This window comes from Hwanghaeella grinnelliae (assembly GCF_004005845.1).
Classification (GTDB): Bacteria; Pseudomonadota; Alphaproteobacteria; order UBA8366; family Aestuariispiraceae; genus Hwanghaeella; species Hwanghaeella grinnelliae.
Genome location: NZ_SADE01000001.1, coordinates 201232 through 220851, shown reverse-complemented (window position 1 = coordinate 220851; position 19620 = coordinate 201232). Strand labels below are relative to the sequence as shown.

The following is a 19620-nucleotide window of genomic DNA, read 5'->3' as shown; positions in this document are numbered from 1 at the left end:
CGCACCCTCAATGGCATCGCCGACCGTTCAGCCCGTCGCCCACGAGAATCTGGGGGATAGGGTCGCTGCAGAAGTATTACATTTCATCGCATCCGGTGAATTCGCCCCCGGCGACCGCTTGCCGGCGGAGCGCCGCTTGGCGGAAATGCTCGATGTCAGCCGCGTTTCAGTGCGGGCTGGACTGCAGCAACTGAAGGCCCAAGGCTTGTTGACCGCTGTGCGCGGCGGCGGCACGCGGGTCGCGGAACCGCCGACCGGGGCCGATCCGGCACTGACGGCCTTGGCCCAAATTGACCGGGGCAGCTTGGCCGACCTTCTTGATATACGCTCCCTTCTGGAATCATGGGCCGTTCGCCGGGCCGCGGAAAAGGCAACCGACGAAGACATTGCACTGATTGAAATACAGGTCGAGCGTATGCGGAACAGCGCGGAGAACCGTGCCCAAGTGGATATGGACTTTCATTTGGCGATCGCAAAAGCGTCCGGCAGCACCGTCTATCGCCATTTGCTGGGCGTCATTCGCGGCACCCTGTTCGAAATGCTGCGGTACAATCGCGACGAACTGTTCGGCGAACCAAAGGACGATGCCGCTGTCATGCAGCAGCACGAAGCCATTTTGACAGCCCTGAAGAACCGCGACGGAGATGCCGCGTCAGCCGCCATGGTGGCCCATCTGGCCTGGGTGAGAACCCATTACGTGGCCGCCGGCCTGTTCTCCTAGTCCCTCAAAAGTCTTGCCCTGGCCCGAACAAGATTCGGGTGGCCGCGACGATGCCGCCGTGCTACCGGCTCTTCCCTTGCACTGATGCGGGCCTTGATGCGGGCCTGGGGCCAAAGCTGGAGGAAGGGCATGGAGCGGGACAACGCGCAAATGCGCAATTTCGTCCAGTCGCGGACGGCGGCGTTGATACTGGTCATCACGGCGGTCAGCGGGTTTTCCTTCAGCATGGGGATGACCTATCCGGTCGTCGCGCTTGTGTTGGAATCGCAGGGCTTCAGCGAAACCGAGATCGGCATCAACGGTGCGATGGCCGGGTTCGGTCTGTTGATCTCCGCCTTTACCGTTCCGCGGATCTCCCGCAGCATTACCTATCGTGCCATGATCGGTCTCAGCGCGGCCCTGGGCTGCGCGATCATCCTATCGATGATCTGGATCGAGGGATTCTACGTTTGGTGCATCGCCCGGTTCTTCCTGGCTGTCTGCGTCAACGGCATATTCATCGGTACGGAAGCCTGGTTGAATGAATTGCTGGAGGAAAAACGGCGCGGCACGGTGATCGGAATTTATGCCTCTGTGATTTCCGCGACCTTCGCCCTGGGGCCGTCCTGTATCCCGCTGATCGGTTTCCATCCCCCGGTACCCTTCATTCTGTGTGCTGTCGTAATTGCGATGAGTGGCCTGATCGTTCTGCCTTTGAAGAAATGGGATGCCGGTGCGGGCGGCGGTGAAGGTGGATCTATTTTCGCCATGATCGTGATCGCACCGGTCATGATGTTCTCGGTTCTCGCCATGGGCTTCTTCGAAGCGGCGGCGATGAGCCTGTTTCCCATCTATGCGCTGGGCCGAGGCTATTCCGGCGACCTGGCGGCACTTCTGGTGGCCGCCCTTGCCGTTGGTTCCGTCATCGCCCAGCCCTTCGTGGGCAAATTGAGCGATATGATGAACGCTAATTGGATCCTGTTCTTTTGCGCCATTATCTCGGCCACCCTTTGCGCAATCGTCCCGTTCCTGGCCTTGGACACTTGGACCGCATTCCTTGCTCTGGGTGTTCTGGGGGGGACGACTTTCGGCGCCTATACGCTAACGCTGGTAACGCTTGGGCGGCGCTTCAAGGGACCGAAACTGGCTGCGGCGATGGCCTGTTCCGCGCTGGCCTGGGGAAGCGGCGGCGTAATCGGACCGGCCCTATCCGGTCCTTCCATGGATTTGTACGGCAATGACGCGCTGTTGTTCGTGCTGACCGGCCTGTTCGGGTTGCTGACGATTTTCACCATCATCCGCCGCGCTTTGCAGAAGGTCTCTACGCCCTAGGCCAATTCTCCTCAGCCGGAGCGATCAGTATCTTGGGTCGCCAATGTTTTGGGACGTCAGTAACCCCGGGCCGGATCGACGATGTTCGCCAGCGCCTCGTTCCGCCGGAACCTGTCGAGATTGTCCAGAAAGGCACCGAACATCCGTCCCTGCCAGTCGGGTACATAGTCGGCCATATGCGGCGACATGACGACCTTGTCATGGGTCCAGAACGGATGGTTGGCTGGCAAAGGTTCCCGGTCGAAAACATCCAGGATGGCACAGGAGACCTTGCCGTTGTCCAAGGCTTCCAGCAGTGCCGTTTCGTCCACCAGCGGCCCCCGCGATGCGTTCAAAAATACCGTTCCACGGGCCATGCAGGCGAAGGAAGATTGACCGATAATGCCTCGTGTCTCCGGGGTTTCGGCCGCATGGACAGAAACGAAATCCGCGCGCGCCATGGCGTTGCACAACCGGCTCACCGGCAGCAATAGATCGACACATGGCGTTGCCACTTTGCGTGCGCGCACGCCGATCACATGCATGCCCAGTGCCTTGGCGCGCCGCGCGACAGCACGGCCCACATGCCCCAGGCCGATAATGGAAATGGTCTTGCCCGCGATTGGGGTCCAGGCATGCTGAACCCATTCAGACCGGCGCTGCTGAGCCATCAATTGCGGAAAACCTACATTAGACATCTGCAAAGCAGAAATCGTGTATTCGGCGAGAAATTCGCTGAGCACACCGGCGGCGTTTGTCACGGAAACCCGCGCCGGGTCCCATGGCGTCAAATGTTCAACCCCCGCCCCGGCATTGGAAACCCATTGTACAGTGGGAAATTCGACAACTTGCCGAACAGCGCTTTTCCGCATCCTCTCCCCGGGAGCAACGAACACCACCGAGGGTGACTGCTTGCTCAGCGCAGCTGGAATATCATCCGGATCGGAACAGACGGAGTAGTCAACATGCTCCATTCGCCCGGCGCAGGGTGAAATGAACTCATCCGGTTCATCGCTGACGATAAGTACGCGTGGATCGGCGCCACCCGACATGAAATTCACCCCTCAACAATCTATACCAGAACCAGCATCCGGCGCGCGCGGCACCGGGTGCATCCAGCAAGCGGTAGGATGCCGGATGGTTCCCTGTCAACGCGGGCCGGGTCGACATGCCGAACATGTGAAAACCGAGCCCGTCCGCCTTACCGGATCGTGATCCCTATGCGTCGATGCGGCGATACTTGATGCGGTGCGGCTGGTCGGCATCCGTGCCCAGGCGGGCGTGCCGGTCAGCCTCATAATCTTCATAGTTCCCTTCGAACCAGACCACCTCACTATTGCCTTCAAAGGCCAGGATATGGGTGGCAATACGGTCCAGGAACCAACGGTCATGCGAAATGACAACCGCGCATCCGGCGAAGCTCAGCAAAGCATCTTCCAGCGCCCGAAGGGTATCGACGTCCAGGTCGTTCGTCGGTTCATCGAGCAGCAGCACATTGGCCCCGGATTTCAGCATCTTGGCCAGGTGCACACGGTTGCGCTCCCCACCCGATAGCTGGCCGACCTTTTTCTGCTGGTCGCCACCCTTGAAATTAAAGGCCCCGACATAGGCGCGGCTTGCCATCTTGCGCTTGCCGAGTTCGATCATGTCCTCACCGTCGGAGATTTCCTCCCAGACGGTCTTTTTCCCATCCAGCGCGTCGCGCGACTGATCCACATAACCCAGCTTCACCGTATCGCCGAGCCGCAAGGATCCCGTATCCGGTTCCTCGTTGCCGGTGATCATCTTGAACAGCGTCGTCTTACCGGCACCGTTGGGGCCGATAATCCCGACAATACCGCCCGGCGGCAGCTTGAAGCTAAGGTCATCGATCAGCAGCTTGTTTCCGAAGCCTTTCCGAACCTTATCGGCCTCGATGACAAGATCGCCCAGACGGGGCCCGGCGGGAATGACGATTTGCGCGGTATCGACCGACGAGTCGCCGGCTTGCTGCAGCAATTCCTCATAGGCTTTGATACGGGCCTTGGATTTCGCCTGGCGGGCCCGCGGGCTGGCGGAAATCCACTCGCGCTCCTGCGAAATCGTCCGCATCCGGGCCGCTTCCTCGCGCCCTTCCTGTTCAAGGCGCTTCTGCTTCTGTTCCAGCCACGAGGAGTAGTTGCCCTCGTAGGGAATGCCGCGACCACGGTCGAGTTCCAGGATCCACCCCGTCACATTGTCCAGGAAGTAGCGATCATGGGTGACCATCACGACGGTGCCGGGATAGTCGGCCAGGAAACGCTGCAGCCAGGCAACGGATTCCGCATCCAGATGGTTGGTCGGTTCGTCGAGCAGCAGCATGTCGGGCTTGGACAGCAACAGTTTGCAGAGCGCCACACGCCGGCGTTCACCGCCCGAGAGCTTTTCGACCGGGCTTTCGCCCGGAGGGCAGCGCAGTGCGTCCATCGCGATTTCAACAGTGCGATCCAGATCCCAGGCGTCGGCCGCGTCGATCTTTTCCTGAAGCTCCGACTGTTCGCCGATCAGCGCCATCATCTCGTCATCGTCGGTCACTTCGCCGAGCTTCATGGAGACTTCATTGAAACGGTCGACAACGGTTTTCAGCTCACGCATGCCGTCCATGGCATTTTCGGCAACGGTCTTGCTCTCATCCAGCTGCGGTTCCTGCTCAAGATAGCCGATCTTCACCCCGTCGGCCGACCAGGCTTCGCCGTTATATTCCTTGTCGATCCCCGCCATGATCCGCAGCAGGGTGGATTTACCCGCGCCATTATAGCCGAGAACCCCAATCTTGGCCCCGGGAAGGAACTGGAGGGTAATGTCCTTCAGGACCTGTTTCCCGCCCGGATAACTCTTCGACAATCCGCGCATACCGAATACGTACTGATAAGAAGCCATTGTCCGCTGCCGCCATGTGTTGGAAATACGTTGAAGGGTTCCTGCAGTACAGGTCCGGCGCGTTTCTAGCGGAACCGGGGGAGCGGATCAATCGCAAGCCTTACGTTCATGCCAAAGACAGGCCTATTGGCGTTGCGGTCGGAATGTCGCCGGTCACATTGAGGGAGCGGAACATCATACGCTTTCCGCAGGTCGTAAAACGCGATATCTTGTTATGAACGATCGCCAACTTACATAGATAACAGTGATTTAGTTTGGATGGATCGGAACAGAATGCTTGATACCCATGCGAAATTCCCGATCGGACAGGTTGTCCGGCACAAGCGTTTCGGATTCCGAGGCGTGATCTACGACGTAGATCCGGAATTCGCGAATACCGAAGAATGGTACCAGAGTATTCCGGCGGAAATGCGCCCCCGGAAAGATCAGCCGTTTTATCACCTGTTCGCGGAAAACCACGATAAGACGCCGTATATCGCTTATGTGTCGGAGCAGAATCTGGAACCGGAAGATCCCGACATTCCCGTGAACCATCCGGCCATCGCGGAATACTTTGTCGGTATGGAAGGCGGGGTCTACCGGCCGAGACAAAAGGCGAACTGAATCCAAAGAAGAGCCCCAACCTCCGGGCAGTTGCCGGAGTGCAAGGGAAAGGCAGTCGTCAAAGAATAACAGCAGAGTGGGCGTTCCAATGGCTACCGGCCCGTACGGAGACGGTAAAAAACTTCATAAACAAGACCGTGGCCCGGATGGCGGCAACCGCCGTGTTCTGGGCAATCTGGTTTTGATACTCGGTATTTGCGTCATTCTGGCGACGGTTTCGCCCGTCCCGCTGCGCGCCGCTGCCGTTTCAAACTTCTTGATCATCGCGTCCTTCGGCGTGGCGATTTCAGCCCTGCTCCACCGGCAAAAGCCTTTCGTCCCTTATCTGACACGGTGGGACCAAGCCGTGGTGCTCTACCTGCTCGGCATGCTCGCGGCGACGGTCGTCGACCCGGACGCAATGCAAAATTTCCTACAGACGGAAAGCCAAACCGGCGCCCTACCTGCAACAGATAGCGCCACACTCTAGCGCCGAAGCTCAAATAGATGATCTACGTCTAGACGCCGGGACCGGGGCGGGCTAACGATACGGCGAGATGTTGACACCCGCCGATACCTATTCACAGCTCTGCCGCGATTTCACCTGGCCCATACCGGACCGGTACAATATCGGCGTCGATGTCTGTGACAAACATCCGTCCGCGAAGCCGGCACTGATCCACAAACGAGACGGACAGGATACCCAGGTCTATACCTTCGGGGACTTGAAACGCCTGTCGAACAAGCTGGCAAACGTGTTGATCGCATCCGGGCTGACGCGCGGGGATCGCATCGGGATCCTGTTGCCCCAAGCGCCGGAAACCGCGGTTGCCCATATCGCCGCATATAAGGCAGGCTTGATCGCGACACCACTTTTTACCTTGTTCGGCGAAGACGCTCTTGAATACCGGTTGGGCGCTTGTGGAGCCGCCGCCTTGGTGACCGATCAAGCTAGCCTGCCGAAAATCGCCGCGATACGGGATCGATTGCCTTCCTTGAAGCTGATCCTCTGCATTGATGGCCCCGCCGATGGCGCGACCGACTACCACACTGTGATGGAAAAGGCGTCAGACGCCTTCGCGCCGGTGGATACGGCGGCGGACGACCCAGCCTTGATCATCTTTACGTCCGGCACTACAGGGCCACCCAAAGGCGCCCTGCATGCGCACCGCGTCTTGCTGGGCCATTTGCCCGGGGTCGAGTATCCGCATGGTTTTTTCCCGCAACCGGGCGACCTGTACTGGACACCGGCCGATTGGGCCTGGATCGGCGGTCTGATTGATGTGCTGCTCCCCTCCCTTCATCATGGCATACCGGTCCTGACATATCGCGCGGCGAAATTCGATCCGGAAGAAACCTACGCCCTGATCGCGGAGCACGGTGTGCGGAACATGTTCCTGCCGCCAACCGCATTGAAGTTGATGCGACAGGTCCCGCTGACCGCAGCCGGGAAGGCAATGAACGTGCGGTCGGTTGCATCCGGCGGTGAAAGCCTGGGGGCAAACCTTCTCGATTGGGGCCGCAGCACCTTCGGCGTGACGATCAACGAGTTCTACGGCCAGACCGAATGCAACCTTGTTGTCGGGAACAATGCGGATCTGGACCCGATCCGACCCGGTTCGATGGGCAAGCCGATCCCGGGGCATCGCGTGGCCATCATCGATGACGAGGGCAATGCTTTGCCGGCGGGTGAAACCGGCAACATCGCCGTCCATCGGCCGGACCCTGTGATGTTTTTGGAATATTGGAACAACCCCGACGCCACGCGCGAAAAATTCATCGGCGATTGGTTGCTCACCGGCGATACCGGTTCGCAGGACGAAGACGGTTATATCTGGTATGGCGGCCGGAACGATGACGTCATCACCTCAGCCGGTTACCGGATCGGCCCGGGTGAGGTAGAGGATTGCCTTCTGAAACACGACGCGGTCGCCTTGGCCGCCGTTGTCGGCGTGCCGGACCCCGTCCGGACGGAAGCGGTCAAGGCGTTCATTGTCTTGCGGGAAGGCGCCAAGCCGTCAGACGCGTTGGCGACGGAGATCCAGTCATTCGTTAAACGACAACTGGCCGCCCATGAATATCCCCGGCTGATAGAATTCATCGACGAATTGCCGATGACGACAACCGGCAAAATAATGCGGCGCGAATTGCGCGCCCGGGGATAGCGGTCCGAGCTAACTGCCCAGCCTCACGCAGGCGGCGGTTCCACTTTCGGCCTTCTTGCCAATCGGGCTTCCCGATACAGGATGAACATACCGCTGGCTGCGATGATCGCCCCCCCGATCCATACCGTTTCCGGCGGTACATCGCCAAAGACCAGATACCCCAGGACAGCAGCCCAAAGCAGCGAGCTGTATTCAAATGGGGAAACGATCGACAAGGGCGCCATGATGAATGCCTTCGTCAGCAACACATGACCGACCAGGGCCATGACGGATATCGCGATCAACGCCCCGAAGGCTTCAATGGAAATCGGCTTCCAGACGAAGGCGACAAGAACCGAAGACACGACAAGTATTCCAAGGTTGAAATAGAACACCAGCCGGAAGGTTGTTTCCGTATCCCCCAACCAGCGCCCCATCAATGCCAGCGCGGTGTACGCGAGCAGTGCCAGGAAAACCATGAACAACATCGGATTCATTCCGCTTGTCGACGGGTTCACGGCAATAACGACCCCAACAAACCCAACCACGACCGCGCCCCAACGATACGGGCCGACCTTTTCCTTGAGCACAAAGGGGGACAAACCTGTCATCAACAGCGGCGCCGCGAAGAACACCACGGTCGCATCGGCCAGGGGAACTGTTTTCAACGCCGTGAAAAAACTGAAAGGCGCCAGAAATCCGATCGCACCCCGAACCACTAAGGCATACGGACGAACGGGTTTCAGCGCAGGCAGCCCGCCGAACCAGGGCAGTACGGCGAACATGATCGCAAGCACGATCCACCCACGGACAAAAAGGATCTGGATCGGATGAAAATCCGCTTGGACGATGACCTTCACCAGCACGTCCATACCCGTCAGAATCAGCATGCCGAACAGCATATGGGCGATGCCTGCAACCGCGCGATTTTGGCGTTCGAATATCGCCGTGCCTACCATCTGAATATCAACCTCTGCAAAAAATCGTCGTTTACTTAATCGTCACCGGCAGTCTGTTGCCAGCATTCTGAACTCTTGCCCGCACTCGCAATAAGGATATTCTGTAGCCCACATAAACAAGTCTGGACGGGGGAAACATTTTGGCCGGTACTATCGATTACTACTATTCTCACCTTTCGCCATGGTCCTATCTGGGCCATCAGCGCCTGATAAACGCTGCGAAACAGGCAAATACCACAATTAACTTCAGACCGATCGACGCTGGAAAGGTCTTTGCCGCAAGCGGTGGGTTACCCCTTGCCAAACGCCCTGTCCAGCGCCGCAACTACCGTCTTGCCGAACTCCGTCGCTGGCGGGACGAGTCCGGGCTTGCCTTGAACCTGCAACCGAAATTCCATCCGACGCCCGATCGGTGCTCCGCGCAGATCGCAATCGCCGCGCAATTGATGGGCCTGGATATCGGCGCCCTCTCCTTTGCATTGATGCGCGGTTGCTGGGCGGAAGACGAGAATTTGGCGGATGAAGACACCGTTGCCGCCATCGCCACCGCCGAAGGGCTGGACGGCCCAGCTCTACTGGAGCGTTCGAAGAGCGAAGACGTCGCCGCACGGTTTGAGCAATATACCGATGAGGCCATCGAGGCCGGCGTATTCGGCATGCCCTGGTATATCGTCGATGGAGAACCGTTCTGGGGGCAGGACCGCCTTTTCTTCGTCGAGAAGAAACTCGGCCTCTGAAAGCTCACTCAATCGCCCAGTGAGAAAATTGCCTCGGCGACATGGGCGCGGACACCGTCCGCGTCCACCTTGTTCAAAACAATTGTATCACCCGACGGGTCCGGCGTTGCAAATGTCTGCCCATAGCCATCGGACCCGTCTTCCGTTCCAACGGATACACGGCAACGCTGGCCGTCGAACAAATCCGGCCGATCCAAGAATACCGGGACGCAGGGGTCATGCAGTGCCATCGAGCCACTGTTATACCCTCGCAGCATCGCCGCCGCCGCCAACGCTGTTCGGTGCCCAGGATTCGCGAGAGTTTCGATCCAAGACGGCTCGGCCCCGACTTGTAGTGTCACATCCAATCCGATCATCACCTTTTCGATCGGCGCATTGAAGATCACGGCCGCCGCATGCGGATCCGCCCAGATATTGAATTCCGCAGTTTGCGTGACATTTCCCGGTACGAAGGCAGCCCCGCCCATAAGAACGATACGGTCGATGGCCGGAATGACTTCGGGCGCCTTTGCCAACAGTTGCGCAATCGTTGTCAAAGGACCGATGGGGCACAATGTGACCGGTCCTTGGGAACAGGCTTCAATAATATACTCGATCGCCGTTTTGGTCGGTGTCGACGCGATGGGCATTTCCAATTCATACCCACCAAGCCCATTCGCCCCGTGAATATGGTGAATGGCGGGAACCGGTTCGCGGGTCATGGGCCGGTCCGCGCCCGCAAGCACCGGCAAGTCAGGCCGGCCGAGAAAAGCCATTAAAGCCCGTGCGTTCCGGAAAGTGTCCTGAAGCGGCAAATTGCCGGCGACTGCGGTGACGCCGATCAGCTCGAATTCTGAATCGGGCGAGGACGCCACCATCAAGGCGATAGCATCGTCGACACCCGGATCGCAGTCGATGATCGCCCGCAATCGTCTTCCGTTCTGACCAACCTTCATGCCCCACCCCATGCTTCACGGCTTTTGTGCGGCGCAATGCGTGCAGCGCGATACCGCAACTTCAATGCGTGCAGTTTGCGCCAAACGAACTTTCCTTTCCATACGCATTAACGAACTGAAAACATTGCGTCTTTTTTCTGTTCCTCTCATTTAGATGATTGGGACATGCGCAAAAGAGCATTATATTATTGAAATAATATTTCAATGGCAGCTGCGCATGGCCCGGCGTTCCGTCGCCTGTAAAAGCGCGCCGTTCGGGCCGGCAAGAATTGGACTTTGCTGCCTGCCCAGGAAGGAGCGACCCAATGTCCCTTTTCAGTTCCCCTCACTTCGATAATCACGAACAAGTCGTCTACTGTCATGACGAAGCGACCGGTTTGAATGCGATCATCGCCGTACACAACACCAACCGGGGCCCTGCCCTTGGCGGGTGCAGAATGTGGGACTATGCCAGCGAGGACGACGCCCTGACCGATGTCCTCCGCCTATCCAAAGGCATGACCTATAAGAACGCCTTGGCGAATCTGCCGTATGGGGGTGGGAAGTCCGTCATCATTGGCGATGCCAAAACCGAAAAAACGCCTGCGATGATGCGCGCTATGGGCCGCTTGGTCGATCGCCTGAACGGTACCTATACGATTGCCGAGGACGTCGGGACGACTCCGGATGACATGACTGAAATCCGCCGCGGCACGGCCCATGTCAAAGGCGTCAAAGGCGAAGGTGGCGATCCTTCCCCTGCAACCGCTTATGGCGTCTTCGCCGGAATCAAGGCTTCAGTGAAATACAAGCTGGGCAAGGACGACCTTACGGGCGTGCGCGTAGCCGTCCAGGGTTTGGGGCATGTCGGCTATGATTTGGCCAACCAACTGTGTGTCGCCGGCGCTAAATTGGTCGTCACGGATATCAACCAGACCGCCATGGCGCGCGCAGAAAAGGAACTGAACGCCGTTACGGTTCCGCTGGACGATATCTACGACGCGGATGTCGACGTCTATGCACCCTGTGCCCTCGGCGCGACCTTGACCGAAACGACGATCGCACGCCTCAAGGCGTCAATCGTTGCCGGCTCAGCCAACAACCAATTGGCCACGGCGGCGGACGGCGATCATCTGGCGCAACGGGGTATCCTCTATGCGCCCGATTACGTAATCAACGCGGGTGGGGTTATCCACATCTACCACGAAGGCCCTGACTACGATCACGGTCAGGCCTTCGCCCATGTCGCCGGCATCGGCGATGTCCTGCTTGAAATCTATGCCTTGGCCGAAAGCGAGGGGCTACCAACCCATACCGCCGCTGACCGGCTTGCGGAACGCAAATTTCGCTTGGGCACCGCACAGCAGGCCGCGTAACGGCGACTTGAACGCCTAGGCTACCCAGGTGCTGGACACCCGAAGGCCCCGATGGTGAAGTGCCGTCGGGGCTTTTTGCGTCCCGGCAATCCGGACGAAACGTCATGACGGTCAAACCAACAACGGGTGGGTGTTTGTGCGGCGCTGTAGCCTACCGAATCGACGGCCTCCTCGATCCCATAATCGGCTGCCATTGCGGGCAATGTCGCCGGACCAGCGGTCACTATGCTGCGTCCGCGGAAGTCTCAGAAAACGATTTGACGATTGCCGACCGGGAGAACGCCCTGATTTGGTACCGGTCTTCGGAAAAGGCGGAACGCGGTTTTTGCGGACACTGTGGGTCGAACCTGTTCTGGCGCCAAACGGAAAGTGGAAGGGTTTCCGTCGGTGCCGGCTCACTCAACGACACACATGACCTGCAGATGAACCGTCATATCTTCGCCCAGTTCAAAGGCGACTATTACGACATACCCGAGGGCGCGGAGGTTTTTCCAACGGACGATACGGAACCGTCAATTTGATCAGCTGTCTTCACCCGCATGACCTGGCCGGGCTGTGCTGATCGCGCGGCTTAGCATCAGGACGGGAACCACGCCGGCGGCAACGATTGTAAGAGCGCCAAGCGCGCTTTCCGCCAAACGCTCATCGCTCGCATACTGGTAGACGAAAGTTGCCAACGTGTCGAAGTTGAACGGCCGCAGAATAAGCGTCGCCGGCAGTTCTTTCATGGTATCGACGAACACCAGGACAGCGCCGCCCAATATGCCGCTGCGGATCATCGGCAAATGAACACGTTTCAGGGTCGCCCAGGGGCCATGTCCCAATGTCCGCGCCGCATCGTCCATATTCTTCGTGACCTTGGCCAGGCTGGCTTCCACCCCGCCCATGCCGACCGCAAGGAACCGGACCACATAGGCAAAGACCAGCGCAAAGACAGTGCCCGACAGAAGCAGACCCGTGGACACATCGAAGGTGCTGCGCATGACCGCATCGATCCCATTGTCGAACCGGGCGAATGGAACCAGCACACCGACCGCAAGGACCGCACCGGGCACCGCATAGCCGACACTGGCCAACCGGGCAGCCGTGTTCAAAACCTTGCCGCCGCCGATGCGCATGGCATAGGCGAGGAACAATCCGACCATCACCGCCGCGCAGGCCGAGATTCCCGACAGTAGCAGGCTGTTCCGGGCGAATTCGAAATACTCGATCGAGAAGGATTGATCGAAATACAGGACCGCGTAATCGAGCAGGATTGCGGCGGGAACGACGAAACCCAGGATGATCGGCAGGGCGCACATCAGAACCGCTCCGACGCGCAAGGACGGCCTCAACGCATAGCCGGGCAAAGCTTGGTAACGGTTCGTCGTCTGATGAAATCGCTGCCGTCTACGCGACTGCCGTTCAATCCACAACAGTCCGATCACGAAGACCAACATGACCAGTGCTATTTGCGCGGCGCCGCCCGCATTGCCCATGTTCAGCCAGACATCGAAGACACCGGCGGTCAATGTATGGACGCCGAAGAAATCGATCGTTCCGAAATCGTTGAGGGTCTCCATCATCGCCAGCGCGACGCCGGCCACCACAGCGGGCCGTGCCAATGGCAGACCAATCGTCCAGAAGCAGCGCCAGGGGCTGCGGCCCAGCACGCGCCCCGCTTCAAGGACACAGACCGATTGCTGCAAGAACGCCGCTCGCGCCATCATGTAAACGTAAGGATACAAGACCAACGACAAGACGACGATGGCCCCACCATGGCTACGGATCGGCGGGAACCAATAATCCGACTTCAGCTCCCATCCCATCAAATCTCGAAGGGCGGATTGAACGGGGCCGGCATATTCCAGCAAGTCCGTATAGACATAGGCGACCACATAGGCTGGCATCGCCAATGGCAAGATCAGGGCCCATTCGAAGAACCGCTTGCCGGGAAACCGACACATGGTGACCAGCCAAGCGGTCGTGATGCCCCCCACGGTCGTGCCGACACCAACCCCGATCATTAAGGTCAACGTGTTGCTGACATAACGCGGCAGTACCGTTGAGAGAAGGTGGGGCCAGATATTCTCGACCGGATTGAAGGCGATCCACACAATGGACAGCACCGGAAGAAGTACCATGCCCGCGACGAAAAGAGCCCCAAGAACCCAACGCCCGCGTCCTGTTGCGGACGCGGGCCGGGAAGGCTTCATCAATAATTCGCCTGTCGGTTCGACGATTTCCGTCATTTCGACCCGAGTTTATTGTCCCTGCCCCTAAAAGGGCGAAGGGGACGCCTACTCGTTGTAGCCGACTTCGTCCACCAGTTTCTGCGCTTTCGGCGTCAGCTCAGCGATGGCGGACAGGCTTAGGTCATCCGCCTTGAACTCACCCCAGGACTTCAACAGTGGCGACCATTCAACGCCGGCGCGAACCGGATATTCGTTGTTCAGTTCCGCATACATTTCCTGGGCGGTCTCACCGGCGAGGAATTCCATCAATTTGATGGCGTTTTCCTTGTTCGGCGCGGCCTTGGTCAGGGCGATGCCGGAGACATTTACATGCGTGCCGCGTCCGTCCTGATCGGGGAAAATGATATAGGCGCTTTCCGCCCATGCTTTCTGCTCCGGCTTCGCCAGCATCGCGCCCATATAGTAGTGGTTGCCAAGCGCTAGGTCGCATTCGCCTTCCTTGATGGCTTTGACCTGGGCACGGTCATTACCTTCGGGCTTACGGGCCAGGTTGTCTTTCAGGCCGCTCAGCCATGCCTTCGCCTTGTCCGCACCGTCATGTGCGATCTTGGAGGCAAGCAACGCGATGTTATAGACATGCGATCCGCTGCGCGTGCAGATCTTGCCTTTCCATTCGGGCTTGGTCAGATCTTCATAGCTGGTCACCGTTCCCTTGGGGACACGGTCCTTAGACGCATAAATGATACGCGCGCGGGTTGTCAGCCCAAACCAATGGCCATCGTCGTCGCGCAGATTCGCCGGAACCGCATCATCCAGCACATCGCTTGAAACCGGCTGAGTCACGCCAGCCTTTTTGATAGCGGCAAGGCGGGAAATGTCGACGGTCAGAAGAAGGTCCGCCGGGCTGTTGATGCCTTCCTGCTTCAGGCGTTCCACCAAACCTTCTTTCGCGAAGACGACGTTGACGTCGATGCCCGTTTCCTTTGTGAACTCTTCAAACATCGGCTCGATAAGGAAAGGCTGGCGATAGGAATAGACATTCACTTCCGCGGCCAATGCCGAAACGGACGCGGCAGCCATACCCGTCATGACGATTGCCGCACCAAAACTTGTTTTCCACTGCATCTTAATTCCTGTCCCACTGCTGATTATTCGTTTCCACCGCGCGCACCGAAGGATCGCCACTCACCTTTCGGCGATTGCGTCGCGGTCGCAACTATGAGGTATCGCGAATAGATTAATATTGCAAGTCACTCGCACTTGCATTCATTGCCAGCCAATCACGTTTTCTTGAACTAGAGGGATTTTAGAAAGGCGATCAAAGCGGCACGTTGATCGAAGTCAAAGGCACGAAACGCCTCCCGCGACGCCTCAGCCTCACCGCCATGCCACAGGATAGCCTCTTCGAGGCTTTGGGCGCGTCCGTCATGCAAAAGCGCGTAGCGGCCATGTACCGCCTCGGCAAGACCAAGCCCCCAGAGCGGCGGCGTCCGCCATTCCCGTCCGCTTGCCTCGAAATCAGGGCGCCCATCCGCCAACTCTTCGCCCATGTCATGGAGAAGCAAGTCGGTAAACGCATCCACCTGCAGACCGTTCAAGTAGGAACGACTCGATTGAATCTTCCCAAAAGACGGTCGGTGGCATAGGGCGCACCCGGCTTCTTCGAACAGTTTCTCACCGTCGAGTGTGGTTTCTGCACCTCGCCGCGCGGGTGGCGCAATCGTCCTCACATAATCAGCAACCCGGACAATACCAGCATCAAGCAGTTCGGGTATGCGCGCCGCGGCTTTCCGGCAGGCTTCCTGTCCCACACCACAGTCATGACGCGGGAACAAGGGGTTGGTGATGCCGATATCGCCGAGAAAGGCCGCCGCCGTCTGCTGCACGAGGTCCGGTTCGTTCGCCTTCCAACCAAACCGGCCGAGGACCGTACCCCCGAGCGCGGCGTTCCAAACCCGGTTCACACGCCCTGATATTCCATTGTCGTCCCGATCCTCCGGATCGGCCCAGGCTTCTAAAGCATCGTCGGACACGGCATCCAGCAACCCCAGTCCATAGATCGGTTGCCCAATCCGCAGCGACGTCAGGGCATCATCAAGACGGCCATAGGCGGTATCCCGAAAGGCAAGCACGGGCTTGCGCAGTTCATAGGGCGTTCCGTCTCCATAGCGGCCTGTGATGACCTGATAGGTGATCGACACCTCCGCCTCCGCAGGCACGCCGCGTATGCCGCGCGTGTTCAACTGTCCGCCATAACGTGGATGAGGAAGCGGGCCGCCGTTCTTGGCCTCTCCCGGCACGCTCAAACGCACCAACCCTGTCAACAGGGGGTCGTCCGGCCCCTCGGGCGCGGCGCCGCGCCCACCGCGCGGATGACACGTGGAACACGCATTCCTGTTGAAGAGAGGGCCTAATCCCCCGCCTGGTTTCGCCCCAACAGGTTGGTCCAGAAAATGAAGGTTGAAAAGCCGACGCCCCTCGCGCAGGTCGGATGTTCCGGCGACATCCGACCCCGGAAGCGAATGCAAAAAGGTTTCCTGCGCCTTGCTGGGCACAACGCCGGCCGAAAGCAGCGCAAGAAAGGCGAAGAGGCAGACCCGTTTCATACCACCTGTTTAAGCCAGGACGGCGCGTATGGGAAACGCCGACTAGTCCTCTTCCATCGACATCAGGGAGGCATTTCCGCCGGCCGCCGTCGTATCGACGCTGACGACACGTTCCGTTGCAAAACGATGCAGATAACGCGGTCCGCCAGCCTTCGGTCCGGTGCCCGAAAGCCCCTCCCCGCCGAAAGGCTGAACACCGACGATCGCGCCGATCTGGTTTCGGTTCACATAGGCATTGCCGACCTCAAGCCGATCGACGATGTGGTTCACCGTGGCTTCGACGCGGCTATGGACCGCGGCGGTCAGGCCGTAGCCCGTGCCGTTGATGGCATCGATCACCTTATCCAACTCCGCCGCCTTGTAACGGACGACGTGCAGAACCGGGCCAAAGACTTCTCGCTCCAGAACATCCAAACTGGGAATTTCATAGGCACAGGGCGCAAAGAAAGTACCCGTTTCACAGCTTTCCGGCATGGGCGTGCGGTAGATAAGCTTTGCGTCGCGGTCCATCCGCTCCGCGTGTTTGCTCAACATTGCCTTCGCCTCGTCGTCAATCACCGGTCCGACATCGGTCGCCAGTAGGGAGGGATCGCCGATCCGCAATTCCTTCATGGCGCCGGCAATCATCTTGGTCAGTTTGTCTGCGATGTCTTGTTGGACGAACAGAACACGCAGGGCTGAACAGCGCTGTCCCGCGCTTTGGAACGCGGAAATAAGCACATCACGGGTTACCTGTTCCGGCAGGGCGGAAGAATCGACGATCATTGCATTCTGTCCGCCGGTCTCCGCGATCAGAGGGGCGATCGGCCCTTCCCGGTTCGCCAGCGCCTTGTTGATGATGCGCGCCGTATCGGTCGACCCTGTAAAGGCAACGCCCGCAATGCGCGGATCCGGCAGAAGGGCGTTTCCGATGGTCGGCCCATCCCCCGGCAACAGGGAAAGAACGTCGTCCGGAAGTCCGGCCCGGTGCATCAGGCGAACAGCTTCATACGCGATGATCGGGGTTTGCTCCGCCGGTTTCGCCAGCACGCAATTTCCTGCCGCCAGCGCCGCGGCCACCTGGCCGGTGAAGATCGCCAACGGAAAATTCCAGGGCGATATGCACAGGAAGACGCCCCGGCCGTGCAGGGAAATGCTGTTCGATTCCCCGGTCGGTCCCGGCAGAACCGTCGGACCAGAAAAATCCTCTTCCGCCTTGCCGGCGTAATAACGCAGGAAATCGACTGCTTCGCGCACTTCGGCAATCGCGTCCGGTATGGACTTGCCGGCCTCACGCACCGCAAAGGCCATTAGCCGCGGCATGTTTTCCTCATACAGATCGGCAATGCGTCGCAGGATATCCGCCCGCTGCGTGGCCGGCGTCCGGTCCCAGGCATGGCGCGCGCGATGGGCACGGTCCAACGCCGTCGTGGCGTCTTCCGCCGTCGCATCGAGGACACGGCCGATGGGCTTGCCGTTATCCGCCGGGCCATGGACGACCCGACCGGTCAGCACGTCCCGCGGGCGACCGCCAACAATGGGACCCGCCCACCAATTCTCATCCAGCGTCGCCATCATCGCATCGCGAAGGGGTTCCAGCTTGGCCACATCCGTAACGTCCATCCCCTTGGCGTTGGCACGACCTTCGCCATATAGGTTGCGCGGAACGGGTATTGACGGATGCGCGGCCTGACGCAGCGAACGAGCCGCCGCAATCGGGTCCGCGACAATCGCCGCGAGCGGCTGCTTTTCATCGACGATCCGGTTGACGAAAGAGGTGTTTGCGCCGTTTTCCAATAACCGCCGAACCAGATAGGCCAGCAAGTCTTCATGGCTTCCAACCGGCGCATAAATCCGGCAATTCAGGCCCAACTTGTCCTTACCGACAATCTGTTCGTAAAGCGCGTCACCCATGCCGTGCAGGCGCTGAAACTCATAGTCATTGCGGTTCCCGGCCATTTCGATGACCGCCGCCACCGAGTGTGCGTTATGGGTCGCGAAACAGGGATAGAAGGCCTCTTTCCCCTCCAACAACTTCCGGGCACAGGCCAGGTAGGAAACGTCGGTAGAAACCTTCCGCGTGAAGACCGGATAACCGTCCTCACCCATTTCCTGGGCCCGTTTCACTTCCGTGTCCCAATAAGCGCCCTTCACCAGCCGCACCATCAGGCGCCGGTTCGTGCGCCCGGCAACATCTTCCAACCAGTCGATCAGCGGCGCCGCGCGTTTCTGATAGGCCTGTACGGCCAATCCGAAACCGTCCCATCCCTTAAGGGAAGCGTCGCCGCTGGCCGCCTTGATGACGTCCATCGAGATATCCAGACGGTCCGCTTCCTCAGCATCCACACAAAGGCCGATATCCTGCGCTTTGGCCATCTGGGCGAGGTCCATCAGCTTCGGATAGAGTTCGGCCATCACGCGGTCTCGCTGGATGAATTCATACCGCGAGTGGAGGGCGGAAAGTTTGATTGATACACCGGGAGAGTCGATCGGACCGCGCCCTTTCGCCTTCTTGCCGATTACCTCAATCGCATGCGCATACGCTTGGAAATAGCGTTCCGCATCATCCATCGTCCGCGCGGCTTCGCCCAGCATGTCATAGGAATGCCGATACCCGATCTTCTCCGCAGACTTCGCTCGATCGGTCGCTTCCTCGATGGTACGGCCCATCACGAATTGCCGGCCCATCACGCGCATCGCCTGGGTCACCGCCTGCCGGATAACGGGCTCACCAGAGCGGTGCACCATGCGGCTGAGCGTGGAACGCCAGTCGAATTCCGGCTTCGCGTCCTCCAACTTCACCAATTTTCCGGTCAGCATCAGCCCCCAGGTGGAGGCATTCACGAAAAGCGATTCCGAATGTCCCAGATGCGATTCCCAGTTTCCTCCGCCGATCTTATCCTTGATCAACGCATCCGCGGTTTCGGAATCGGGGATGCGCAACAAGGCTTCCGCCAGGCACATCAAAACGACGCCTTCCTGGCTGGAAAGTTCGTATTCATGCATGAAGGCATCGATGCCGGAGGACTTCACCCGGTCCTCCCGCACCCGCCGCACCAAATTCCGTGCCCGCTCCTCAATCCGATCTATGGCGTCGGCCTGCAGGCTTGCCTGCTTCAACCGCTCTGCGAGGCAGGCTTCCTCGTCCATGCGATAGGCGGCACGGACAGCCTTGCGTTCCTGGCTTGTGGATGTGAGGTCGCGGAAATCGGAATCGGAGAACAGCATGACGGGCCCCCT

General features: G+C 59.1%; 16 protein-coding genes. 8 read left to right on the top strand and 8 right to left on the bottom strand.

Going from position 1 to position 19620, the window contains the following annotated elements; all coding sequences use genetic code 11:
• Positions 1-10 precede the first annotated feature (10 nt).
• Both EOI86_RS00900 and EOI86_RS00895 read left to right on the top strand, forming a co-directional pair.
• The gene (locus EOI86_RS00900; RefSeq protein ID WP_161973642.1) at positions 11-721 is read left to right on the top strand and encodes a FadR/GntR family transcriptional regulator; all 711 of its coding nucleotides are present in this window, start codon (positions 11-13) and stop codon (positions 719-721) included.
• Positions 722-850: 129 nt separating this feature from the next.
• Positions 851-2032: an MFS transporter gene (locus tag EOI86_RS00895; RefSeq protein ID WP_161973641.1), complete on the top strand. Its 1182-nt coding sequence runs from the start codon at positions 851-853 to the stop codon at positions 2030-2032.
• Between the two features lie 56 nt (positions 2033-2088).
• Here the strand turns inward: EOI86_RS00895 and EOI86_RS00890 are convergent, their stop codons facing one another.
• Together EOI86_RS00890 and ettA are read right to left on the bottom strand one after the other, a co-directional pair.
• Complete coding sequence (locus EOI86_RS00890) at positions 2089-3063, bottom strand: D-2-hydroxyacid dehydrogenase (RefSeq protein WP_127763265.1); 975 nt, start codon at positions 3061-3063, stop codon at positions 2089-2091.
• Positions 3064-3229: 166 nt separating this feature from the next.
• Positions 3230-4909: an energy-dependent translational throttle protein EttA gene (gene ettA / locus EOI86_RS00885; protein WP_127763264.1), complete on the bottom strand. Its 1680-nt coding sequence runs from the start codon at positions 4907-4909 to the stop codon at positions 3230-3232.
• Between the two features lie 273 nt (positions 4910-5182).
• Here ettA and hspQ point away from each other — a divergent pair, with 273 nt between their 5' ends.
• The 3 genes from hspQ to EOI86_RS00870 all read left to right on the top strand — a co-directional run bounded on the left by hspQ (position 5183) and on the right by EOI86_RS00870 (position 7656).
• A complete protein-coding gene (gene hspQ / locus EOI86_RS00880; protein ID WP_127763263.1) occupies positions 5183-5512 on the top strand; it encodes a heat shock protein HspQ in 330 nt (109 codons plus the stop codon).
• 88 nt (positions 5513-5600) lie between these two features.
• Positions 5601-5981, top strand: a complete 381-nt coding sequence (locus EOI86_RS00875) for a hypothetical protein (RefSeq protein WP_127763262.1) — start codon at positions 5601-5603, stop codon at positions 5979-5981.
• Between the two features lie 67 nt (positions 5982-6048).
• Entirely contained in the window at positions 6049-7656 is a 1608-nt protein-coding gene (locus EOI86_RS00870; protein WP_127763261.1) for an acyl-CoA synthetase, read from the top strand.
• Positions 7657-7679: 23 nt separating this feature from the next.
• Here the strand turns inward: EOI86_RS00870 and EOI86_RS00865 are convergent, their stop codons facing one another.
• Complete coding sequence (locus tag EOI86_RS00865; RefSeq protein ID WP_127763260.1) at positions 7680-8594, bottom strand: DMT family transporter; 915 nt, start codon at positions 8592-8594, stop codon at positions 7680-7682.
• Between the two features lie 140 nt (positions 8595-8734).
• Here EOI86_RS00865 and EOI86_RS00860 point away from each other — a divergent pair, with 140 nt between their 5' ends.
• Positions 8735-9331: a 2-hydroxychromene-2-carboxylate isomerase gene (locus tag EOI86_RS00860; RefSeq protein WP_127763259.1), complete on the top strand. Its 597-nt coding sequence runs from the start codon at positions 8735-8737 to the stop codon at positions 9329-9331.
• Positions 9332-9339: 8 nt separating this feature from the next.
• On the opposite strand, the gene EOI86_RS00855 is transcribed toward EOI86_RS00860, so the two are convergent.
• Positions 9340-10266, bottom strand: coding sequence for a nucleoside hydrolase (locus EOI86_RS00855; RefSeq protein WP_161973640.1), 927 nt, complete (start codon positions 10264-10266; stop codon positions 9340-9342).
• A gap of 305 nt (positions 10267-10571) precedes the next feature.
• Between EOI86_RS00855 and EOI86_RS00850 the strand changes: the two genes are divergently transcribed.
• On the top strand, positions 10572-11621 hold the full coding sequence (locus EOI86_RS00850) for a Glu/Leu/Phe/Val dehydrogenase dimerization domain-containing protein (protein ID WP_127763257.1): 1050 nt from the start codon (positions 10572-10574) through the stop codon (positions 11619-11621).
• A gap of 104 nt (positions 11622-11725) precedes the next feature.
• On the top strand, positions 11726-12142 hold the full coding sequence (locus tag EOI86_RS00845) for a GFA family protein (RefSeq protein WP_127763256.1): 417 nt from the start codon (positions 11726-11728) through the stop codon (positions 12140-12142).
• Here EOI86_RS00845 and EOI86_RS00840 read toward each other — a convergent pair whose 3' ends face one another.
• The 4 genes from EOI86_RS00840 to putA all read right to left on the bottom strand — a co-directional run bounded on the left by EOI86_RS00840 (position 12143) and on the right by putA (position 19608).
• Entirely contained in the window at positions 12143-13852 is a 1710-nt protein-coding gene (locus EOI86_RS00840) for an ABC transporter permease (protein ID WP_127763255.1), read from the bottom strand.
• A 48-nt stretch (positions 13853-13900) separates the two neighbouring features.
• Positions 13901-14920, bottom strand: coding sequence for a Fe(3+) ABC transporter substrate-binding protein (locus EOI86_RS00835; protein ID WP_127763254.1), 1020 nt, complete (start codon positions 14918-14920; stop codon positions 13901-13903).
• A 170-nt stretch (positions 14921-15090) separates the two neighbouring features.
• On the bottom strand, positions 15091-16401 hold the full coding sequence (locus EOI86_RS00830; RefSeq protein WP_127763253.1) for a di-heme oxidoreductase family protein: 1311 nt from the start codon (positions 16399-16401) through the stop codon (positions 15091-15093).
• A gap of 42 nt (positions 16402-16443) precedes the next feature.
• Entirely contained in the window at positions 16444-19608 is a 3165-nt protein-coding gene (putA, locus tag EOI86_RS00825; protein WP_127763252.1) for a bifunctional proline dehydrogenase/L-glutamate gamma-semialdehyde dehydrogenase PutA, read from the bottom strand.
• Between the last annotated feature and the right edge of the window lie 12 nt (positions 19609-19620).

What these genes read in the sequence shown, in the direction of transcription:
- EOI86_RS00875 (WP_127763262.1), top strand. Translation starts at nt 5,601, where the DNA reads ATGGCTACCGGCCCGTACGGAGACGGTAAAAAACTTCATAAACAAGAC.
- EOI86_RS00835 (WP_127763254.1), bottom strand. Translation starts at nt 14,920, where the DNA reads ATGCAGTGGAAAACAAGTTTTGGTGCGGCAATCGTCATGACGGGTATG.
- putA (WP_127763252.1), bottom strand. Translation starts at nt 19,608, where the DNA reads ATGCTGTTCTCCGATTCCGATTTCCGCGACCTCACATCCACAAGCCAG.
- EOI86_RS00865 (WP_127763260.1), bottom strand. Translation starts at nt 8,594, where the DNA reads ATGGTAGGCACGGCGATATTCGAACGCCAAAATCGCGCGGTTGCAGGC.
- hspQ (WP_127763263.1), top strand. Translation starts at nt 5,183, where the DNA reads ATGCTTGATACCCATGCGAAATTCCCGATCGGACAGGTTGTCCGGCAC.
- EOI86_RS00890 (WP_127763265.1), bottom strand. Translation starts at nt 3,063, where the DNA reads ATGTCGGGTGGCGCCGATCCACGCGTACTTATCGTCAGCGATGAACCG.
- EOI86_RS00850 (WP_127763257.1), top strand. Translation starts at nt 10,572, where the DNA reads ATGTCCCTTTTCAGTTCCCCTCACTTCGATAATCACGAACAAGTCGTC.
- EOI86_RS00830 (WP_127763253.1), bottom strand. Translation starts at nt 16,401, where the DNA reads ATGAAACGGGTCTGCCTCTTCGCCTTTCTTGCGCTGCTTTCGGCCGGC.
- EOI86_RS00895 (WP_161973641.1), top strand. Translation starts at nt 851, where the DNA reads ATGGAGCGGGACAACGCGCAAATGCGCAATTTCGTCCAGTCGCGGACG.
- EOI86_RS00840 (WP_127763255.1), bottom strand. Translation starts at nt 13,852, where the DNA reads ATGACGGAAATCGTCGAACCGACAGGCGAATTATTGATGAAGCCTTCC.
- EOI86_RS00900 (WP_161973642.1), top strand. Translation starts at nt 11, where the DNA reads ATGGCATCGCCGACCGTTCAGCCCGTCGCCCACGAGAATCTGGGGGAT.
- EOI86_RS00845 (WP_127763256.1), top strand. Translation starts at nt 11,726, where the DNA reads ATGACGGTCAAACCAACAACGGGTGGGTGTTTGTGCGGCGCTGTAGCC.
- ettA (WP_127763264.1), bottom strand. Translation starts at nt 4,909, where the DNA reads ATGGCTTCTTATCAGTACGTATTCGGTATGCGCGGATTGTCGAAGAGT.
- EOI86_RS00870 (WP_127763261.1), top strand. Translation starts at nt 6,049, where the DNA reads ATGTTGACACCCGCCGATACCTATTCACAGCTCTGCCGCGATTTCACC.
- EOI86_RS00855 (WP_161973640.1), bottom strand. Translation starts at nt 10,266, where the DNA reads ATGAAGGTTGGTCAGAACGGAAGACGATTGCGGGCGATCATCGACTGC.